Origin of the sequence: Streptomyces sp. NPDC006463, from assembly GCF_042870715.1 — a bacterium.
Classification (GTDB): Bacteria; Actinomycetota; Actinomycetes; order Streptomycetales; family Streptomycetaceae; genus Streptomyces.
Genome location: NZ_JBIAHP010000005.1, coordinates 134,312 through 153,509, shown reverse-complemented (window position 1 = coordinate 153,509; position 19,198 = coordinate 134,312). Strand labels below are relative to the sequence as shown.

16 protein-coding genes and 1 pseudogene are annotated in these 19,198 nt (G+C 71.2%); 6 read left to right on the top strand and 11 right to left on the bottom strand.

The window, feature by feature from the left end; genetic code table 11:
• Positions 1-118: 118 nt before the first annotated feature.
• The 3 genes from ACFYOB_RS11670 to ACFYOB_RS11660 form a co-directional block, all read right to left on the bottom strand.
• Positions 119-3,169 (bottom strand): tetratricopeptide repeat protein, encoded by a 3,051-nt coding sequence (locus ACFYOB_RS11670; protein WP_388558045.1) that lies wholly within the window; start codon positions 3,167-3,169, stop codon positions 119-121.
• A complete protein-coding gene (locus ACFYOB_RS11665; protein WP_388558042.1) occupies positions 3,166-5,016 on the bottom strand; it encodes an HSP90 family protein in 1,851 nt (616 codons plus the stop codon). Before ACFYOB_RS11665 ends, ACFYOB_RS11670 begins: the two co-directional genes overlap by 4 nt.
• A 207-nt stretch (positions 5,017-5,223) precedes the next feature.
• Positions 5,224-5,763, bottom strand: coding sequence for an RNA 2'-phosphotransferase (locus tag ACFYOB_RS11660; RefSeq protein ID WP_388558039.1), 540 nt, complete (start codon positions 5,761-5,763; stop codon positions 5,224-5,226).
• A gap of 133 nt (positions 5,764-5,896) precedes the next feature.
• Here ACFYOB_RS11660 and ACFYOB_RS11655 point away from each other — a divergent pair, with 133 nt between their 5' ends.
• Positions 5,897-6,673: an aquaporin gene (locus ACFYOB_RS11655; RefSeq protein ID WP_388558036.1), complete on the top strand. Its 777-nt coding sequence runs from the start codon at positions 5,897-5,899 to the stop codon at positions 6,671-6,673.
• 158 nt (positions 6,674-6,831) lie between these two features.
• Here the strand turns inward: ACFYOB_RS11655 and ACFYOB_RS11650 are convergent, their stop codons facing one another.
• The 4 genes and pseudogenes from ACFYOB_RS11650 to ACFYOB_RS11635 form a co-directional block, all read right to left on the bottom strand.
• Positions 6,832-7,746 (bottom strand): MerR family transcriptional regulator, encoded by a 915-nt coding sequence (locus ACFYOB_RS11650; RefSeq protein WP_388558034.1) that lies wholly within the window; start codon positions 7,744-7,746, stop codon positions 6,832-6,834.
• Positions 7,747-7,756: 10 nt separating this feature from the next.
• Positions 7,757-7,945 (bottom strand): annotated as a pseudogene (locus tag ACFYOB_RS11645) (metal-dependent hydrolase); the annotation flags it as partial.
• Between the two features lie 149 nt (positions 7,946-8,094).
• Positions 8,095-9,879, bottom strand: coding sequence for an SDR family oxidoreductase (locus ACFYOB_RS11640; protein WP_388558031.1), 1,785 nt, complete (start codon positions 9,877-9,879; stop codon positions 8,095-8,097).
• A gap of 5 nt (positions 9,880-9,884) precedes the next feature.
• Positions 9,885-10,712, bottom strand: a complete 828-nt coding sequence (locus ACFYOB_RS11635; protein WP_388558029.1) for a M24 family metallopeptidase — start codon at positions 10,710-10,712, stop codon at positions 9,885-9,887.
• Between the two features lie 216 nt (positions 10,713-10,928).
• Here ACFYOB_RS11635 and ACFYOB_RS11630 point away from each other — a divergent pair, with 216 nt between their 5' ends.
• The 5 genes from ACFYOB_RS11630 (at position 10,929) to ACFYOB_RS11610 (ending at position 15,183) form a co-directional block, all read left to right on the top strand.
• Positions 10,929-11,918, top strand: coding sequence for an ABC transporter ATP-binding protein (locus ACFYOB_RS11630; RefSeq protein ID WP_388558026.1), 990 nt, complete (start codon positions 10,929-10,931; stop codon positions 11,916-11,918).
• Entirely contained in the window at positions 11,908-12,795 is an 888-nt protein-coding gene (locus ACFYOB_RS11625; protein WP_388558023.1) for an ABC transporter permease subunit, read from the top strand. Before ACFYOB_RS11630 ends, ACFYOB_RS11625 begins: the two co-directional genes overlap by 11 nt.
• The gene (locus tag ACFYOB_RS11620; protein ID WP_388558020.1) at positions 12,792-13,703 is read left to right on the top strand and encodes an ABC transporter ATP-binding protein; all 912 of its coding nucleotides are present in this window, start codon (positions 12,792-12,794) and stop codon (positions 13,701-13,703) included. The genes ACFYOB_RS11625 and ACFYOB_RS11620 overlap by 4 nt, the downstream gene beginning before the upstream one ends.
• Before the next feature lie 14 nt (positions 13,704-13,717).
• Positions 13,718-14,437 (top strand): ABC transporter permease subunit, encoded by a 720-nt coding sequence (locus tag ACFYOB_RS11615; protein WP_388558017.1) that lies wholly within the window; start codon positions 13,718-13,720, stop codon positions 14,435-14,437.
• A gap of 95 nt (positions 14,438-14,532) precedes the next feature.
• Positions 14,533-15,183 carry a rhomboid-like protein gene (locus ACFYOB_RS11610; RefSeq protein WP_388558014.1) on the top strand — a complete coding sequence of 217 codons (651 nt, stop codon included), beginning with the start codon at positions 14,533-14,535 and terminating at the stop codon, positions 15,181-15,183.
• Positions 15,184-15,190: 7 nt separating this feature from the next.
• Here the strand turns inward: ACFYOB_RS11610 and ACFYOB_RS11605 are convergent, their stop codons facing one another.
• The 4 genes from ACFYOB_RS11605 to serS form a co-directional block, all read right to left on the bottom strand.
• The gene (locus ACFYOB_RS11605; RefSeq protein WP_388558011.1) at positions 15,191-15,841 is read right to left on the bottom strand and encodes a response regulator; all 651 of its coding nucleotides are present in this window, start codon (positions 15,839-15,841) and stop codon (positions 15,191-15,193) included.
• A gap of 10 nt (positions 15,842-15,851) precedes the next feature.
• Positions 15,852-16,841, bottom strand: coding sequence for a sensor histidine kinase (locus ACFYOB_RS11600; RefSeq protein WP_388558008.1), 990 nt, complete (start codon positions 16,839-16,841; stop codon positions 15,852-15,854).
• A 211-nt stretch (positions 16,842-17,052) separates the two neighbouring features.
• The gene (locus ACFYOB_RS11595; protein ID WP_388558005.1) at positions 17,053-17,865 is read right to left on the bottom strand and encodes an HAD family hydrolase; all 813 of its coding nucleotides are present in this window, start codon (positions 17,863-17,865) and stop codon (positions 17,053-17,055) included.
• Entirely contained in the window at positions 17,862-19,139 is a 1,278-nt protein-coding gene (serS, locus tag ACFYOB_RS11590; RefSeq protein ID WP_328926534.1) for a serine--tRNA ligase, read from the bottom strand. Before serS ends, ACFYOB_RS11595 begins: the two co-directional genes overlap by 4 nt.
• Positions 19,140-19,198: the final 59 nt, after the last annotated feature.

Here is a 19,198-nt window from a genome sequence, read left to right as displayed (position 1 = left end):
GGTGCTGTAGTTCATTTATGGTTTGGGTCGTCCGCCCGTCCTGTCCCCGAATTCATCTGGCGGGGGGGGGGGGGGCGGCGGGCCGGCCCCCCCCCCCCCCCCCCCCACGGCAGTGGGCTCAGGCCGTCAGCTGGGAGTACAGACGCTCGGCGGACGGCAGGAGCCAGTCGGGCGCGGCGCCCTCCGGCATGGCTTCGACCTCGTCGATCAGTGCACGGACGCGGGCCGCGCCCGCTTCCGGGCGGCCCCGCTCCTGCTCCGTCCAGGCGGCGTTGTTCAGGCACTGGAACCGGTCCCGCAGATGGTCCGGGCCGAGTTCCGCGTAGAGCGCGGCAGCCCGGCCCCAGAGCTCGATCTCCTCCAGGCGCAGCGCCTCGACCTCCGCCTCGCTCAGCGACTCGGCCGACGCGGCCGGGTCGCCGCCCGCACCGCCTGCGTCCTCGTCGTCAGCGTCTTCGTCCTCCTCGTCGAAGGAGGCTGCGTGCGCACTGACCCGCCGGTCGAGGACCTGCGCCAGCTGGTGCCAGGTCTGGGCGAGTTCGGCCCGCAGCTGCGGATCCGCGGGATCCGCCGTCAGGGCGGCCTCCAGTACACCGGTGGCCTCGTCCATCAGGACCCTGGCCCGCGCAACGGTTTCGTCGGTGACCTCCTCGCGCAGTCCCAGCCAGGCCAGGGAGCGCAGGGCACGTGCCTCGGCGACCGGGGCCTCGCCCGTCAGGCGGTGCAGTTCCACGGTCCGCTCGTAGGCGGCGGCAGCCTCCACGGTCAGCCCGGCGTCGGACAGCGTGTCGGCGGCCGACTGCGCGAGCCTGGCCTGGGGCCGGGGGTCCTCCCAGCCCTTGGCCGTCTCCGCCGCCAGTAGGAACTGCTCCGCGGCCGGCCGCAGCTCGTTCAGCTGTCGCAGCAGGTCGGCCAGGAACTCCCGGCCGGAAACGGCCTGCTCCTCGCCGTGCTCCAGCAGATCCGGCAGAGCCGACTGCAACACCTCCGCAGCCTCGGCGTTACGACCGTCCTGCGCGTACGCACGCGCCAGGAGCAGCCGCGCCTGCGCCCCGCCGTCGGCCGTGAGACCGGCCTGGTCGAACCAGTGGCTTCCCGCCAGAGCGTGCCCGGCGGCCTCATCCGCCGCGCCCTCCCGCCGCAGCAGGATGTCCGCGAGGGTCAGCCGTACGACGCCCTGGACCTCGGAGTCGGTCACCTCGGGGGCGTGTTCCAGCGCGGAACGGGCTGCCTCCTCCGCCTCCTCGGGCCGGTCCAGCGACATCAATACCCCGGCCCGCAGCACCAGCGGGTCCACGGCCTGCCAGGGCCTGCCCGCCCCGACCGCCCGAGCCGCGGCGGCCGCGAGCAGGGCCTCCGCCTGCTCCGGGTCTCCCTGTGACAGCGCGACCCGCCCCAGCATCTCCTCAGCCTCTGCCACCAGGTCCGCCGGCGCGTCCGCGTAGGCGGTGATGAAGGCGTTCAGCTCGGCGGCGAGTTCGCCGTGGCCGTGGCCGTGGCCGTGGCCGTGGCCGTGGCCGTTGGCGTGGTCGTGGTCGTGGCCGTCGCCACCGGCCGCCTCGGCCGAGCGCAGGTACGACTCCACGCGGATCACCGACAGCTCGGCGAGCGCGATCCTCCGGGTCCGCAGCGGTTCGGCCGGGTCGAGTGCCTCGGCGGCCCGTACGGCCACCCCCAGCAGCCTCCTGATCTCGGCGGGCGTGGCCCCCGACTGGGCGGCGAGGTTCGCCAGACGCAGCTCGACAAGTGCCGCGCGCTGTGCCAGGCCGAGGGCCCGGTAGCCCTCCCGGGCCGCGGTCAGCAGCTCCGTCGCCTCCGTGGCCCCCCGCCGTGCGGCGGCCAGTGCCCGGTGGTCCGCCAGGTCGGCCGCGACCAGCGGATCGGGCTCCGGCTGCGCGTCCACCCGTACGGCTACCTCGGCCCACAGCCCGTCCGCCCCCGGATGCCCCAGGTCACGGGCGCGCCGGGCCTGATCCACCAGCTCGGCGAAACCGGCAGCCGAAGCCGTGGACACCGGGACGACGGGCCCCGGAGCGGCGTCGGCCGACTGTGGCAACGCCGCACTGCGCACCCCCAGCGGCAGCGCGCCGACCAGCGGTTCCCGCCCGATCCGCGCCAGGAACCGCTCCGAGACGCGGGTGGTGCCGTTGCGCACGTCGAACTGCCGGGCGATGTCGAGCGCGCCCGCGCGCATGACTTCGTACAGCTCGCAGACGGTGCGGGGCGTGCCGTCGTAGGGCACGGCCGGGATCCGGCCGTGCCCCAGGTCCGTCAGCCGGCGCAGCAGCACGAGGATGCCGCCGTGGAAGGCCAGCTGGTCGTCGACGTTGGCGAGCGGGCCGACGTGGGAGGCGTGTTCGGCGAGGATCTCCAGACCGCGAGACTCGTTGCCGGTGAGCGCGCAGAACTCGATGTGCTTGCCGACCGTCGGCAGCAGGCTGTCGTTGCCGCGGGCCAGGCGGTAGCCGCGCAGGTGGTTCGAGCGGGCCTCGGCGGTCCGTCCGAGCCGCAGCAAGGGCAGCAGGGAGGTGCCCAGCACCCGGTGCGGCTCCTCGGCGCAGGTCCGCTCGCCCGCCAGCACCGGCTTCCAGATCTCCAGTGCCTCGGCGTCGTCGCCGCGCAGGACGGCGTACTGACCCTGGCCGTTGAGTTCGCAGGCGCGGCAGTCAGTCATGTCGTCGCGATCGGCCGCCAGCCAGCGCCTGAAGGCGCGCTCGGCCCGCTCGTCGTCGCCCATCGCGTCGGCGAGCCACAGCTCGGCCTCGCGTACGGGCCGCTCGCTGTAGCCGGCGATCCGGTAGCGGCGCTCCATCTCGTCCAGCCAGCCGGTGGCCGACTCCAGAGGAACCCCGGGGGAGTCGGAGATCGCCGTGGCCACCCACTTGAACTGCCAGAACAGCGAGTGCGCGTCCCATTCGGAGAAGGCGCCGGGATCCTTGTCGTACTCCTGGAGCAGCCGGGCGAAGGGCACCAGCAGCTTCGACGACTCCGAGCTCCACAGGTAGGCGTGGATCAGGTTGTCCAGGGTCTCCCGGAACAGCGCCCGGTCGCCGCTCGCCTCGGCGGCGCCGACCAGGGCCTCGGCGTGCGCGTTGCGCGCGGCACCACTCGGCGCCTCGCGGTTCTCCGCCAGGCCCCGCTCGATCTCCTGGCGCGTCGGCGTCGTCACTTCTGGTCCTCCGGGGCCTCGGTGGAGTGGGTCGCCCATTCCAGGAGCCCGAGGAAGGCCCGGTTGAGCAGAGTGGAGTCGGCGGGACGCAGCGGCCGCTGGGACATCAGCAGGGCCTGTCCGTAGAGCGATTCGACGGCGGTGCCGGTCAGCGCCTCGTCGGGGAGGGCGGAGATCCGGCGGATCAGCGGGTTGTTGTGGTTGAGGACCAGGCGCGCGCGGGGTGCGGAGCCGCGCAGCGAGCCGAGGATGCCGCTCCACAGGGAGTCGGCGCTCTCCAGCGCGGCGGTCCGGTCCCGCTCGTGCCGTGCCTGCCGGTCGTCGAGGTAGAGCGCGGGGACGGAGACGGGCTGGAAGGCGCGCAGCACCACGTCGCAGCCTTGGGGTTGCAGGCGGGTGCGCGCCGTGGCGAGGAAGGGGGCGAGCTCCAGCTCGGCAGTGGTGGGCACCGGGTCCAGCCGTTCGGTGACGGCTCCGGCGTCCAGCTCGGTGACCTTCAGCTCGGGCCGTACGGAGGGCAGCAGGGCCAGCAGGTCCGCGTCGTAGGTGTAGCCGGCGTTGATGACGCCGAGACCGTGCGCCGCGGCGATCGGTGCGATCTGGCGGAACTCCTCGACCGTGCGCGTGAAGTGGACGTCGGTGTGGGCGGCCGCGAACTGCTCCAGGCTCATCGGACCGTCGCTGGTCTCGAACGGCAGCCACGGCAGCATCAGGCCGAGCAGTTCGGAGTCGTGCCGGGCCATGGACTTCACGCCGAGGTGGTGCACGCGGAGGAAGGCGGCCAGACGCTCGGGTTCGCTCGCCGCGAGCTCGCCGAGCCAGCCGCGGATACGGGCGCCGAGGGCGTCGCGTACGGCGGCCAGGGTCTCGTCGTCGTACAGGTTCTCGCGGGAGGCGGTGGGCCGCAGGGTGTCCGTGTCGAGGACGGCGCGGACGAAGAACGCCCAGTCCGGCAGCAGGTTGTCGGCCCGGTCGGTCAGCAGCATGCCCTTGAGGTGGACACGGTGGCCGGCGCGGTGGGCGGGGCTGGTCGGCTCGGGCAGCACGTACGCGACTCCGCGCACGCCGGCGAGCGGCAGGTCCAGGTCGATGCTGTCGAGCGGGGTGAATCCGAAGAGCTGCGCGCAGTGCCCGGCGAGTGCGACGCGGCGGGCGGTGGGCGTGGGGAAGGGCCGGTCCCACACGGCGGGCCGGTCGGTGAGGGGGCGCGGCTCGCCGCCCTCGCCGTCGTCGAAGGTGATGTCGTAGGGCAGCAGGGAGCCGTAGTCGCGGGCTAGTTGCTCGACCTTGGCCGGGGCCGTCCACTCGGCGGCGCCGGGCCGGGCCTCCAGGACGACGGTGGTACCGGGCTCCGGGCGTGCTTCGTGGGGCAGCTCGCGCACGGTGTACGAACCGTCGTCCGTGGCCAGCCATTCGACGGGTGCGGCCTGGGGATCGCGTGCGGAGCGGGTGACGACGCGGATCTGGCGGGCGACGACGAAGCACGCGAGCAGCCCGATGCCGAACTGGCCCAGGAACTCCCGGCGGGTGGCCTCCAGGGCGCGGATGCCTTCGGCGGCACTGTCACCGCCGCGCTTGGAGCTGCGGCCGATGGTGGCGAGGAAGGAGTGGGCCTCCGCGGCGGTCAGGCCGATGCCGCTGTCCTCGATGGTGATCCGGTCCTCCGACGCGGACAGCCGGATGCGGACCCCGGCCTCGGGGTCGATGGCCTGGCGCGCGGTGACGGCGTCCACCGCGTTCTGCAGGAGCTCGCGGACGTAGACGCGCGGGCTGGAGTAGAGGTGGTGGGAGAGCAGGTCGACCAGGCCGCGCAGATCGACCTGGAAGCTGTGGGGTGTGGACGTCATAGGGCGTCACCTCGCGTGCATACGGGGATGGTTCGGTGATCGCGAGGTCCCCCCCTCACGGATCCCGGAGTGGGGAACAGATTAGGGGGACGGTCCGACAATCTCTGAGCGAATTCCCGCACCCGGAGATGCCCGGGAAGCGCCGGGATGATGCGCCGTGATTCGCCCGGATGCGCCGGAGTTGGCCCGGGAGCGCCCCGGGAGTTGCTACTGGAAGCGCAGGAACTGCGGCGGTACGGCGTCCACCAGCCACACCCCGTTGGCGCTGATCCGGAAGACGTGCCCCGCGGCGCGCATCGCCCCCGCGTCCACGCTGAGCACGACCGGCCTGCCGCGCCGCGCGCCGACCCGGGTCGCGGTCTCCCGGTCGGGGGACAGGTGCACGTGGTGGCGTGCCATGGGGCGCAGGCCTTCGGCGCGGATCGCGTCCATGGCGGCGGCGACGGTGCCGTGGTAGAGGTACGCGGGCGGCTCGGCCTCCGGGAGATCCAGGTCCACGGCCACCGTGTGGCCCTGGCTGGCGCGGATCCGGGAGCCGTCGACAGCGAACCGCTGCTTGTCGTTGGCGGCCACGACGTGGTCGAGCTCGGCGCGGCTGAAGGCGAAGCCGTGGGTGGCGGCCGCGCGCAGCAGGTCGTCGATCTCCACCCAGCCGTGGGGGTCGAGCACCAGTCCGATCCGTTCCGGCTGATGCCGCAGGTGTTTCGAGACGTATTTGGACACCTTCACGGTGCGCCTGTCATCCATGACCCCAGCGTGCCCGGTCGGAAGGCCTTCCGGCAGGGATTTTCGCGGGGCGTGAGGTCGTGGACACCCCCTATCGCTCTTCCAAGATACGGAATACATTTTCCGCTGCCACTTCTGCCCAGGGGGAGAAACCATGACAGCCCATACCTCACTGCTACGCCGTGCGGCTGCCGAACTGATCGGTACCGCCGGTCTGCTCGTGGTCGTGATCGGCTCCGGAATCCAGGCCTCCGAGCTCAGCCGCGACACCGGTGTCGCCCTCATCGCGAACTCGGTCGCCTCCGCCATCGGCCTCGGGCTGATCATCACCCTTTTCGGGCCGCTGTCCGGCGCCCACCTCAACCCGGTGGTCACCCTCACCGCCTGGTGGTCCCGGCGCACCGGCGGGGAGGGGCTCGACGCCCGGGAGGCCTTGGTCTACACCGTGGCCCAGACGGCCGGAGCCATCGGCGGCGCCGTCCTCGCGGAAGCCATGTTCGGCCGGACCCCCGGCACCTTCGCCACCCAGGTCCGCGACGGCGGGCACCTGCTCGTGGGCGAGGTCGTGGCCACCGCAGGGCTCGTTCTCGTCATCCAGGGCCTCGGGCGCATCGGGCGCCCCAAGCTCATCCCGGCCGCGGTCGCCGCCTACATCGCCGCCGCGATCTGGTTCACGTCCTCCGGGTCCTTCGCCAACCCGGCAGGCACCGTCGGGCGCAGCTTCAGCGACTCCTTCACCGGCATCGCGCCGGAGTCGCTCCCCGGCTTCGTCGCGGCCCAGCTGATCGGCGGGATCCTCGGCCTGGTCCTCGCGGGCCTGCTCTACGGCTCCTCCCGGCCCCCTGAGCCCGTGGTGGTTCAGACCCTGTCCGACACCGGGCCGGTGGACGGCGTGACTCCCACCAAGACGGCGTACGAGACCATCGGCTGAGACGGGACCCTTGTTGCCCACAGGCAGGCGGGACTTGTCCACAGCCGTTTGGACGGGTTTTGACGGCAAACGTGTGATCCGCCCTGTGGACTACCGAGTGACTGCCGAGTGGACTTCCGACCGGCCGGGCCCGCCGCAGTCTGCAGTCTCAGCGCGCGCTACCCGTCCGCGCGGCGCGCCAGATCGTTCATCGTTCGGGCCTGGAGCTCCCGCTCCGTCGCGGCCCGGACGAACTCCGCCACATGGTCGGCGCCCACCAGTTCCTGTACCGCCCGCACCGTCCCGGCCGGCAGGGCCACCGGAGACGGACCCGACGGCTGCGGGCCCCCGGCCGCCCCCAGGTGCCGCTGCAGATGCCGGGTCGCGAACAGCTGCATCGCCCGCGCCAGCTCCGCGTCCACGGTCTGCTGGGCCAGCGGCCGCAGCCGCCGCACCATCGTCGCCGCCTCCGCCGCATCCGCGTCGGTGGGGGGAACCTGCCCGAGGTAGCGCGCGAAGACGTGCTCGGTGGTGAACTCCAGGAACCGCGAGGCGATGTGCTCCACCTGCCCGCGCAGTTCCCGCAGGTGCCCGGTGATCGCCGACAGCGGCACCCCGGCCGCGTACAGCTCGGCGGCCACCGCCAGCTCCTGTGGCGAGGGCACGAGGAACTGGTCAGGCCGTCCCGGGATCCGCTCCAGCACCCCCAGCTCGCACGCCTCGTGGACGGCGTCGTCGTCGGGCTTGCCGCCGAACCGCTCGTTCAGCTCCTGCCTGCTGATCCGGGCCGCCTCCTCATCGGTCCACGGCCCGTGCACCTCGGCGACCAGCCCGAGTACGCCGCCCAGCCCGCGCCCGGCGTCCCAGGCCTCCAGCAGTTCCTTGATGGAGGCCAGGGTGTAGCCGCGGTCCAGCAGGTCCGCGATCTGGCGAAGACGCGCCAGATGCGTGTCCCGGTAGACGTTGGAGCGGCCCCGCCGCTCCGGCTTCGGCAGCAGACCCCGGTCCTGGTACGCCCGGATCGTGCGCACCGTCGCCCCGCTGTGGTGCGCCAGATCCTCGATCCGGTACTCGGCTACCGCCTGATCGGACAATCCCGGCTCCCTACGACATCGCGGCTCGGCCGACCGCGCCGACCGCGGCCCGGGCGGCAGGTGAAGCCGCAAGGTACTCGACCACCCTGCGCAGCGAGACCTCCTGCGAGGGATGGTACGACCGCCGGAAGTAGCGGGGTATGGCCGTGCCGAGCTCTCTCCACGTGGGCAGCAGTCCCTGGGCCACCGCCCGGTTGTGCGCGTGGACCGGCGCGATCACGTGCCACACGCACCGGGCCAGGCCCGCTCCCCCGCAGGGGACCGGGTGCTGCGCGCCGGAGTGCTGCACGCCGTGCCTGTTCCGGTCGAAGGCCACCCGGCGGGTGCTGATGGCGTACGAGGTCCCGCTCACAGCCTGGGCTCCAGCTTCGCGATGCGCCGCAGGGTGCGCGGGGCGAATCGCGACATCCACAGGGCGCCCTTGGACTCGGGAGTCACCGGCACCACGGCCTCGTTGCGCACCACGGCCCGCAGGATCGCGTCGGCGACCTTCTCCGGCGGGAAGTTGCGTATCCCGTACAGCCGCGAGGAGCGTTCCTGTCGGCGCTTCTCCTCGGCCTCGTCCACCCCGGCGAACCGCGAGGTGGCGGTGATGTTGGTGTTGACGATGCCCGGGCAGATCGCGGAGACGCCGATCGACTTCGACGCCAGTTCCGCGCGCAGGCATTCCGACAGCATCAGCACCGCGGCCTTCGAGGTGCTGTAGGCGGGCAGGGTCCTGGACGGCAGGTACGCGGCGGCGGAGGCGGTGTTGACGATGTGGCCGCCCTGGCCGCGCTCGGCCATCTGCTTCCCGAAGATCCGGCAGCCGTGGATGACGCCCCACAAGTTGACGTCGAGAACCTTCTTCCAGTCCTCGGCGGTGGTGTCGAGGAAGGCCCCGGACAGGCCGATCCCGGCATTGTTGACCAGGACGTCCACGATTCCGTACTCCGCGGCGACCTTCTCAGCGAGCTTCTCCATCGCCTGCTCGTCGCTGACGTCCGCACACTCCCCCCAGGCCTCGGGAGCGCCGACCAGGCGGGCCATGTCCGCCGTGCGCGCCGCGCCTTCGGCGTCCCGGTCCACGGCCACGACCCGGGCCCCCGCCTCGGCGAACGCGAAGGCGGTGGCCCGGCCGATGCCGCTCGCCGCGCCGGTGACCAGGACCAGCTGGCCGCCGAAGCGGTCGGCGTACCGGCCCGGGGCCTTCTGCTCCGGTGCCCGTGTGGCGGGCTCCTCCCGGATGGTGACGAACTCGGTGATCCAGGCGGCCAGCTGGTCGGGCCGGGTCCGGGGCACCCAGTGCTTGGCGGGCAGCGTGCGGCGCACCAGGTCCGGGGCCCACCGCTCCAGGTCGTCGTAGAGCCGCTCCGACAGGAAGGCGTCCCCGGTCGGGGTGATGAGCTGCACCGGTACGTGTGCGTACGCGTCGGGGCGCGGATGGCGCATGCGGGGCCGGACGTTGTCGCGGTAGAGCCAGGCGCCGTGGGCCGCGTCCGAAGGCAGCGACGCCGTGGGGTAGGAGCCGGCCGGAACCTTTTCGATGCGCTGGAGGATCGCGGGCCACCGCTTGCCGAGCGGCCCGCGCCAGGCGAGCTCCGGCAGCACGGGCGTGTGCAGCATGTAGACGTACCAGGACTTCACACCCTGGCCGAGCAGTTGCGCAGCCCGGCGCGGGGTGGGCCGCGTCATGCGCTGCTTGATCCAGTGCCCGAAGTGGTCGAGGGAGGGGCCCGACATCGAGGTGAAGGAGGCGATCCGGCCTTCGGTGCGCGCCACCGTGGCGAACTCCCAGCCTTGGACGGAGCCCCAGTCGTGGCCGACCAGATGGACCGGCCGGTCGGGGCTGACCGCCTGCGCCACCGCGAGGAAGTCGTCTGTCAGCTTCTCCAGCGTGAAGCCGCCGCGCAGCGGCTGCGGCGCGGTCGAGCGCCCGTGGCCGCGTACGTCGTAGAGCACCACGTGGAAGCGGGACGCCAGCCGCTCGGCGACCTCCGACCAGACCTCCTTGCTGTCCGGATAGCCGTGCACCAGGACCACGGTGGGCCGGTCGGTCTCGCCGAGTTCGACGACGCACAGCTCGACCCCGCCGGTGCTCACCCAGCGCTCACGCGCGCCGGCCGGTCGTCCCGTCGCACTTGCCTCGCTCATGCCGCTCATGCCACCTTCTCCTCAGCCCAGCGCCGCACGTGCGGCAGATCGTCGTCCAGCCAGAACGCGGTCTGCTCGGGGTCCCGGGAGTCGGTGACGACCAGGATCTCCTCGAACTTCGCGCCGGTGCCCCGGAAGCCCAGGTGCGGCTCCACCGCCCACAGACCGGGCTGCGGCGGGTGGTCGGAGAAGTGGTACGGGCTCCACAGCGGGGACCAGCCCTCACGGTGCCCGTGCAGGGCGTCGGACGCCAGCCCCTTGAGGGACTGGGTGCCGAACCCGAAGGCCGTCGGTGCCCAGCGCCGCTCCTTGACCCGGTCGATCTTGTGCGCGATCACGCCGAACGGGTAGGCGCGGTGCCGGTTGGCGTACCCCTGCCGGTTCATGAGCCGCTCGACGTTCTCATAGATCTCGCGCAGCGAGCGGCGCTCACGCACCTGCTCCAGGATCAGCGTGCGGTGGGCCTGCAGATCCGACATGAGCCGGTCCTGCACCGGGTTGAGGCCGAGGCTCCCCGAGTAGCCGATGTCGGCCGCGTAGCCCTTGTAGACCGGTGCCATGTCGAGGATGAAGGGCATCCCCGGCTCCAGCTTCCGGTTGGTCGGGAAGAACTGCAGCGGGATCTTGAAATTCACGAAGGCGGTGCGGTCCCCGAACCAGGCGAAGGGCAGGTGGAACCAGTCGCGCACCCCGCGCTCGCGCAGCCACTCCCGCTGCATCCGCGCGGCCTCCCGCTCGGTCATCCCGGGCCGCAGCTGCGCGGCGACGGTCTCCGCGCACTCGTAGGAGAGGCGTTGCACTTCCCTGAACCCGCGAAAATCGTCCCCTGCCATGGTCAGCACCCGTCTCGGTCGCCGTACGTGCCCGTAAGTTGACACTGATGAATGTGACAATGACTGAAGGTCACGTCAAGGGTCGTGCACAGACCTGTGGACAAAGTTGTCCGGGCCACATCAGCCTCCAGTACGGTCATGTACGCCTGAAGGCGGAGACGGGATCCAGCTCAAGGTCTGACGTTTCGCGGGAGGTCCGCCACTAACGTCGAATCCGTGACTGTCATCGCGACCGAAAGCCTGAGCAAGCGGTACCCCCGAGTGACCGCCCTCGACCGGCTCTCCCTGGACATCGGGCCTGGTGTGACCGGCCTCGTGGGTGCCAACGGAGCCGGCAAGTCCACGCTGATCAAGATTCTGCTGGGACTGTCCCCCGCCACCGAGGGCAGCGCCGCCGTGCTCGGCCTCGACGTCACCACGCATGGCAGCGCCATCCGTGAACGCGTCGGCTACATGCCCGAGCACGACTGCCTGCCACCCGACGTCTCGGCCACCGAGTTCGTCGTCCACATGGCCCGCATGTCCGGGCTCCCGCCGACCGCGGCCCGGGAGCGCACCGCCGACACCCTGCGACACGTAGGGCTCTACGAGGAGCGCTACCGCCCCATCGGCGGCTACTCCACGGGCATGAAGCAGCGCGTCAAGCTGGCCCAGGCGCTCGTCCACGACCCCCAGCTGGTCCTCCTCGACGAGCCGACCAACGGCCTCGACCCGGTCGGACGCGACGAGATGCTCGGCCTGATCCGCCGCGTCTACACCGACTTCGGCATCTCCGTCCTGGTCACCTCCCACCTCCTCGGCGAGCTGGAGCGGACGTGCGACCACGTCGTGGTCGTCGACGGCGGCAAGCTGCTGCGCTCCAGCTCCACCAGCGACTTCACCCAGATCACCACGACCCTCGCGGTCGAGGTCACCGACTCCGACGTGCACCCGGACGGCACCGCCGCCCTGCGCAAGGCGCTCACCTCGGCGGGCCTCGCCCTCCATACGGCCGAGGAGCAGGGCCTGCCCGGCGCCGGCCACATCCTCCTGGTCGAGGCCACGGGCGAGGAGACGTACGACACGGTCCGAGACACCGTCGCCGACCTCGGTATCGGCCTGGTCCGCATGGAGCAGCGCCGCCACCACATCGCGGAGGTCTTCCGCGACAACGACCAGCCCGCGCAGCCCATCCAGCAGAAGGGAGCCGGTTCCGATGGCGCCTGACACCTCGACCCAGATCCACAACATCGGCTACCGGTCCTACGACGGCCCCCGGCTCGGCCGCGCCTACGCCCGCAAGTCGCTGTTCTCGCAGTCCCTGCGCGGCGCCTACGGACTCGGCCGGTCGGCGAAGTCCAAGGTGCTGCCGATGATCCTCTTCGCGGTGATGTGCGTCCCCGCGCTGATCCTCGTCGCGGTGGCCATCGCCGTTCCCGGCTCCACCGAACTGCCGATCAAGTACACGACGTACGCCCTGACCACCCAGGTGGTCATCGGCCTCTACCTCGCTTCCCAGGCACCCCAGTCGGTCTCCCGGGACCTGCGCTTCAAGACCGTGCCGCTCTACTTCTCACGGCCCATCGAGCGTGTCGACTACGTCGTGGCCAAGTACGCGGCGATGGCCTCGGCCCTGTTCATCCTCACCGCCACCCCGCTGCTGATCATGTGGATCGGGTCGTTGCTGGCGAAGTTCGACTTCGGTGACCAGACCAAGGGATTCGGGCAGGGACTCGTGTCGGTACTTCTGCTCTCGCTGCTCTTCGCGGGCCTGGGCCTGGTGATGGCCGCGCTCACCCCGCGCCGCGGGTTCGGTGTCGCCGCGATCATCGCCGTGCTCCTGATCCCGTACGGCGCGGTGACCGCCGTCCAGGGGATCGCCTACAACACCGGGAACGCCGGAGCCATCGACTGGATGGGCCTGTTCTCCCCGATCACCCTGATCGACGGCTTCCAGACGGCCTTCCTCGGCGCGACCTCCGCCTTCCCCGGCGGCGAAGGCCCCTCCGCCGGCATCGGCTTCGTCTACCTGCTCGTCATCCTCGGCCTCATCGCCGGCTCCTACGCCGCCCTGATGGCCCGCTACCGGAAGGCCGGGCTGTGACCATCATCGACATCGACCACACCTCCCGCTGGTTCGGGAACGTCGTCGCCGTCAACGACGTGACCATGCGCATCGGACCCGGGGTCACCGGCCTCCTGGGCCCCAACGGCGCGGGCAAGTCCACGCTCATCAACATGATGGGCGGCTTCCTGGCCCCCTCCACGGGCACCGTCACCCTCGACGGCACGCCGATCTGGCGCAACGAGCAGGTCTACGAGCAGATCGGCGTCGTGCCCGAGCGCGAGGCCATGTACGACTTCCTCACCGGCCGCGAGTTCGTCGTCGCCAATGCCGAACTCCACGGGCTGGACGACGCGGCCGCCCGGCGGGCGCTGGCCACGGTCGAGATGGAGTACGCCCAGGACCGCAAGATCTCCACGTACTCCAAGGGCATGCGCCAGCGTGTGAAGATGGCGTCCGCCCTGGTCCACGACCCGTCCGTACTGCTCCTCGACGAGCCGTTCAACGGCATGGACCCGCGCCAGCGCATGCAGCTGATGGACCTGCTGCGGCGCATGGGCGACGAAGGGCGCACCGTCCTGTTCTCCTCCCACATCCTTGAGGAGGTCGAGCAACTGGCCTCCCACATCGAGGTGGTCGTCGCCGGCCGTCACGCCGCCTCGGGTGACTTCCGCAAGATCCGCCGCCTGATGACGGACCGCCCGCACCGCTACCTCGTCCGCTCCTCCGACGACCGGGCCCTCGCCGCGGCCCTGATCGCCGACCCGTCCACGGCCGGTATCGAGGTCGACCTGAAGGAAGGCGCCCTGCGTATCCAGGCCGTCGACTTCGGGCGCTTCACCGAACTGCTTCCGCGGGTCTCCCGCGCGCACGGCATCCGGCTGCTGACGGTCTCGCCCTCCGACGAGTCCCTCGAGTCGGTCTTCTCCTACCTCGTCGCGGCCTGAAGGAGCTGGCACCCATGTACAACCCCACCGTTGCCCGGCTCACCTACCGGGCCCTGCTCGGCCGCCGCCGGGCACTGATCCTCTTCCTGCTTCCGGCCCTGCTCATCGTCATCTCCATCGCCGTCCGCGCGCTCACGGGCGTCGACGACAAGGTCGCCGCCGACCTGCTCGGCGGCTTCGCCCTCGCGACGATGGTCCCGCTGATCGGCGTCATCGCCGGTACGGGCGCCATCGGCCCCGAGATCGACGACGGATCGATCGTCTACCTGCTCTCCAAGCCGGTGAAGCGCCCGACGATCATCATGACCAAGCTGATCGTCGCGATCGCCGTCACCATGGCCTTCTCCGCGATCCCCACCCTGATCGCCGGCTTCATCCTCAACGGCAACGGACAGCAGATCGCCGTCGCCTACACCGTGGCCGCACTCGTCGCCTCGATCGCCTACAGCGCGCTGTTCCTGCTCCTGGGCACCGTCAGCCGACATGCGGTCGTCTTCGGCCTGGTCTATGCCCTGATCTGGGAGTCGCTCTTCGGCAGCCTGGTCTCCGGCGCCAAGACCCTCAGCGTCCAGCAGTGGGCCCTGTCCCTCGCCGAGAGGGTCGCGGGCGAGGGATACGTCGATGCCACGGTCGGCCTGCCCACCGCCGCGGTCCTGCTCACCGTGGTCACCGTCGGCGCCACCGTCTACGCGGGCCAGAAGCTGCGACGCCTCACCCTGGCAGGCGAGGAGTAGACCCGCCGCCGCCCTTGCGGCACCCCCTCGCGGAGCTGTGCCCCGCCCGGCCCACCGGCCAGGCGGGGCACAGCTTCGCGGGTCATCATCGGTGCATGATCGAGCACACCGAGCCTGAGCCGTCCAGGCCCATACGGTCCTGGATGCGCTCCTCGCCCGGAACGCACATCTGGCTGCTGATCATCGCCGTCACCAGCGTCGTCGTGGTGATCGCGCCCGACCGGGTCGAGCACGTCCTGCTCCACCGCAACAGCAGCAATATCCACCAGCTCGTCAAACACCCCGTCCGGGCGCTCCTCAGCAGCGCCTTCTGGATAGAGAACCCGGCCTCGCTCGCCCTCTACGCCCTGCTCTTCGAGCTGTTCCACGCCCCCGTCGAACGCTGGCTCGGGACGATGCGCTGGCTCCTGATCGTCGCGACGGCCCACATCGTTGCCACACTGGTCAGCCAGAAGGTCCTGTCGATGGCCATCCAGGACCACCGAGCCCCGCGCAGCATGACCCATGTCGTCGACATCGGCGTCAGCTACGGGCTCGCGGCCTCCATCGGAGTTCTCACCTATCGGCTCCCCGGCCCCTGGAAATGGCTCTACCTCGCCGGCGCCGTCGCCTTCTTCGGGCTCCCTCTCGTTACCGGCGGCACCTTCACCGACCTCGGCCACGCCATCGCGCTCTGCGTCGGCCTGCTCGCCTGGCCGCTCACCCGCAACGTTGTTTCACGTGAAACACGACCTCGTTTCACGTGAAACAACGCTAGTCGGCTTCCGCCTTCACCACGCCGTGCTCCCACGCCCACGCGGCGATCCCCACCCGGTTGCGTGCTCCGAGCTTCGCCTGGACGTTCGCGATGTGGGTCTTGGCCGTCCCCGCGCTGATGAACAGCTCCGCGCCGATCTCGGCGTTGGTGAGCCCACGCGCCACCAGGCGCACGATGTCCAGTTCCCGGCCGGTCAGCGGATGGGGCTCGGGCGCCGGCGCAGGGGTCGGCCCGGCCTCGGTGATCCGGCTCAGCAGCCGCACCGTGATCTGCGGGCTGATGAGCGTGTCGCCGGCCATCGCCGCCCGCACTCCTTCGATGAGCAGCGCGGGTCCCGACCGCTTCAGAAGGAAACCGCAGGCGCCGTTGCGCAGCGCGGTGTGCACGTATTCGTCCAGGTCGAATGTGGTCACGACCACCACACGTGTCCGTGGTGCCAGCAGCCGGGTCACCTCCAGCCCGTCCAAGCGGGGCATCCGGATGTCCGCCAGCACTACATCGGGGTGCAGCTCCCTGGCCAGCGCCACCGCGCTCTCCCCGTCCGCGGCCTCCCCCACCACGGTCATGTCGGGCTGCGAATCGAGGATCAGCCGAAAACCACTGCGGATGTCCTCTTGGTCATCGGCTATCAGGATGCGTGTGGTCACGCCACCATGATCACCCGAGAGGGCTTGCCAGTATGGGGAAGACCGCACAAACCCGCCACCCGCCGTCCGCATCCGGCCCGGCCCGCAGTGTTCCGCCCGCCGCCTCCACCCGCCCGCGCAGCCCTGCCAGTCCGGTACCGCTGCGCCGACGGCGTGCCAGCAACCCGCCCGCCCCCCGGGCCGCGGCGGAGTTGGCCACGGTGAGCTCTACGGCCGCCCCGGCCCGGCGTACGGCGACCCGTACCACGGCCGCCCCGGGCGCGTGTCGGCGTACGTTCGTCAACGCTTCCAGGGCCACCCGGTACGCCGTGGTGTCCGCCTCTCGCGACAGCCCGGGTACGGCCGCAGGGTCGGCGTCCAGCGACCCGTGCTCGAACCGCTCCACCAGTTCTGGCAGTTGTGCCAGTCCCGGTACCGGAGCGGTCGGGCCGCCCGAGGCCTCCCGCAGAGCGTGCACCGTACGGTCCATCGACTCCAAGGCGCTCAAGCCCGCGGCCTCGATCCGCTCCAGCGCGCGGACCGCCTGCCCGGGATCCTGAGCGGCCACGAACCGGGCCGCTTGTGCCTGCACCACTATGGCGCTCACATCGTGCCCCACGAAGTCGTGCAGATCGCGGGCCAGTTCGAGCTGCTGGTCGCGTCGCGCATTCCTTACGGCCTGCCGCGTCCTGGCCGCCTGGCGGCGTGGATAGCCCCCTGCCAGCAGGGCTCCGAGCGCGGGCAGCGCCCAGAACGCCGCCGCCCCGCAGGCTTCCAGCCACGACCCGGACCCCCACACGTGCGGGACCGGCCACAGCGCGACGGCTGCCACGCCCAGCGCAGCCGCGATGCTCCCGGACCGCACCGGAGACCAGCGGGCTACTAGAGCCACCAGCGGAAGCAGGAGGCACGCCCCGAGCAGCGTCCACATCGAAGGAGCCCCCAGGAACGCCGCGCCGATGTCGACGACGGCAGCCGATGCCAGCAACGGGGCATACACGGCACGCGGGTTCACGGTCATGAGGCCGACCCTACGAGCGCACGCCCGGGCCGGCCATCTGCCGTTCGGCGGAGGCAGCCCACGATCCACGGCAGGCACCCGGAAATTCGCTGGTACGGGGATTGCCGCGGAGGCAGAGTGAGTTCTGCGGGGAGCAACAAAGGTCCGGGACGGCCACTTCGAGCGCGCCATGCGGCGCGGGCCGTCCCGGACCTCTCGTACGTCGTGACTGCTACGCGGCGCCCAGCAGGCGCTCCAGCACCACTGCGATGCCGTCCTCCTCGTTGGAGGCCGTCACTTCGTCGGCCACGGCCTTGAGCTCCGCGTGGGCGTTGGCCATGGCCACCCCGTGCGCTGCCCAGCCGAACATCGGGATGTCGTTGGGCATGTCGCCGAAGGCGATCGTCTCCGCTGCCTTCACACCCAGTCGGCGCGCCGCCAGCGAGAGGCCGGTGGCCTTGGTCAGCCCCAGCGGGAGGATCTCCACGATGCCGGGACCGGCCATCACGATGTCGACCAGGTTGCCCACGGTCGCCCGGGCCACGCTGACGAGCGCGTCGTCGTCCAGACCCGGGTGCTGGATGTACAGCTTGTTCAGCGGCGCAGCCCACATCGCCGCCGTGTCGTCCAGGTAGACGGCCGGGAGGCCCTCCTGTACCTGGTAGCCGGGGCCGAACAGGACCTCGCCGTCCACCCCGTCCCGGCTGGCCGCCAGGGCCAGCGGGCCGATCTCGGCCTCGATCTTCGACAGCGCCAGACCGGCCAGCTGCCGGTCCAGCGTCACCGACGTCAGCAACCGGTGCGCGCCCGCGTCGTAGACCTGCGCGCCCTGCCCGCACACAGCGATCCCCTCGTAACCGAGATCGTCCAGTACGTGACGGGTCCAGGGCACGGCGCGGCCGGTGACGATGATGTGCGCCGCGCCCGCCGCGGTGGCCGCGACGAGCGCCTCACGGGTGCGTTCCGAGATGGTGTCGTCGCCGCGAAGCAGCGTGCCGTCGAGATCGGTCGCGACGAGTTTGTACGGGAACGGGGCCGGACTCACTTGGTGATCGGCTCCAGGACCTCGCGGCCACCCAGGTACGGACGGAGCACCGGGGGAACGCGAACGGTGCCGTCGGCCTGCTGGTGGTTCTCCAGGATCGCGACGATCGTGCGCGGTACGGCGCACAGCGTGCCGTTCAGCGTGGACAGGGGCTGGGTCTTCTTGCCGTCGCGGTAGCGGATCGACAGCCGGCGGGCCTGGAATCCGTCGCAATTCGAGGCGGAGGTCAGCTCGCGGTACTTGCCCTGGGTCGGGATCCAGGCCTCGCAGTCGAACTTGCGGGAGGCGGAGGCGCCCAGGTCACCGGTGGCGACGTCGATCACCTGGAACGGCAGCTCCAGGCTGGTCAGCCACTGCTTCTCCCACTCCAGGAGCCGCTGGTGCTCGGCCTCGGCTTCCTCCGGCGCGACGTACGAGAACATCTCGACCTTGTCGAACTGGTGGACGCGGAAGATGCCGCGGGTGTCCTTGCCGTACGTGCCGGCCTCGCGGCGGAAGCACGGCGAGAAGCCGGCGTACCGCAGCGGCAGCTTGTCGGCGTCGATGATCTCGTCCATGTGGTACGCGGCGAGCGGGACCTCGGAGGTGCCGACCAGGTAGTAGTCGTCCTTCTCCAGGTGGTACACGTTCTCCGCGGCCTGGCCGAGGAAACCGGTGCCCTCCATGGCGCGCGGGCGGACCAGCGCCGGGGTCAGCATCGGGATGAAGCCGGCCTCGGTGGCCTGCGCGATGGCTGCGTTGACCAGTGCGAGTTCGAGCAGTGCGCCGACACCGGTGAGGTAGTAGAAGCGCGAGCCCGACACCTTGGCGCCGCGCTCGACGTCGATGGCGCCCAGCGACTCGCCGAGCTCCAGGTGGTCCTTGGGCTCGAAGCCCTCGGCGGCGAAGTCGCGGATGGTGCCGTGCGTCTCCAGGACGGTGAAGTCCTCTTCGCCGCCGACCGGGACGTCCTCGTGGACGATGTTGCCGAGCTGGAGGAGGAGCTGCTTGGCGGCTTCGTCGGCCTCGTTCTGCTCGGCCTCGGCCGCCTTGACGTCCTGCTTGAGCTGTTCGGCCTTCTTCAGCAGCTCGGCCCGCTCCTCCGGAGAGGCCTTGGGGATGAGCTTGCCGAGCGACTTCTGTTCATTGCGCAGTTCGTCGAAGCGCGCGCCGGAGGACCTGCGGCGCTCGTCGGCGGAGAGCAGTGCGTCGACAAGCCCGACGTCCTCTCCACGGGCGCGCTGCGAGGCGCGGACACGGTCAGGGTCTTCACGGAGCAGCCGGAGGTCAATCACCCCACCAGGCTACCGGGCGGGGCTTCCTGGGATCACACCGATATCACGCTGCGTGTCGC

Excerpts from the sequence above, each read along its gene's own strand:
- ACFYOB_RS11665 (WP_388558042.1), bottom strand. The coding sequence starts at position 5,016 with ATGACGTCCACACCCCACAGCTTCCAGGTCGATCTGCGCGGCCTGGTC.
- ACFYOB_RS11660 (WP_388558039.1), bottom strand. The coding sequence starts at position 5,763 with ATGGATGACAGGCGCACCGTGAAGGTGTCCAAATACGTCTCGAAACAC.
- ACFYOB_RS11655 (WP_388558036.1), top strand. The coding sequence starts at position 5,897 with ATGACAGCCCATACCTCACTGCTACGCCGTGCGGCTGCCGAACTGATC.
- ACFYOB_RS11640 (WP_388558031.1), bottom strand. The coding sequence starts at position 9,879 with ATGAGCGAGGCAAGTGCGACGGGACGACCGGCCGGCGCGCGTGAGCGC.
- ACFYOB_RS11635 (WP_388558029.1), bottom strand. The coding sequence starts at position 10,712 with ATGGCAGGGGACGATTTTCGCGGGTTCAGGGAAGTGCAACGCCTCTCC.
- ACFYOB_RS11625 (WP_388558023.1), top strand. The coding sequence starts at position 11,908 with ATGGCGCCTGACACCTCGACCCAGATCCACAACATCGGCTACCGGTCC.
- ACFYOB_RS11615 (WP_388558017.1), top strand. The coding sequence starts at position 13,718 with ATGTACAACCCCACCGTTGCCCGGCTCACCTACCGGGCCCTGCTCGGC.
- ACFYOB_RS11610 (WP_388558014.1), top strand. The coding sequence starts at position 14,533 with ATGATCGAGCACACCGAGCCTGAGCCGTCCAGGCCCATACGGTCCTGG.
- ACFYOB_RS11600 (WP_388558008.1), bottom strand. The coding sequence starts at position 16,841 with ATGACCGTGAACCCGCGTGCCGTGTATGCCCCGTTGCTGGCATCGGCT.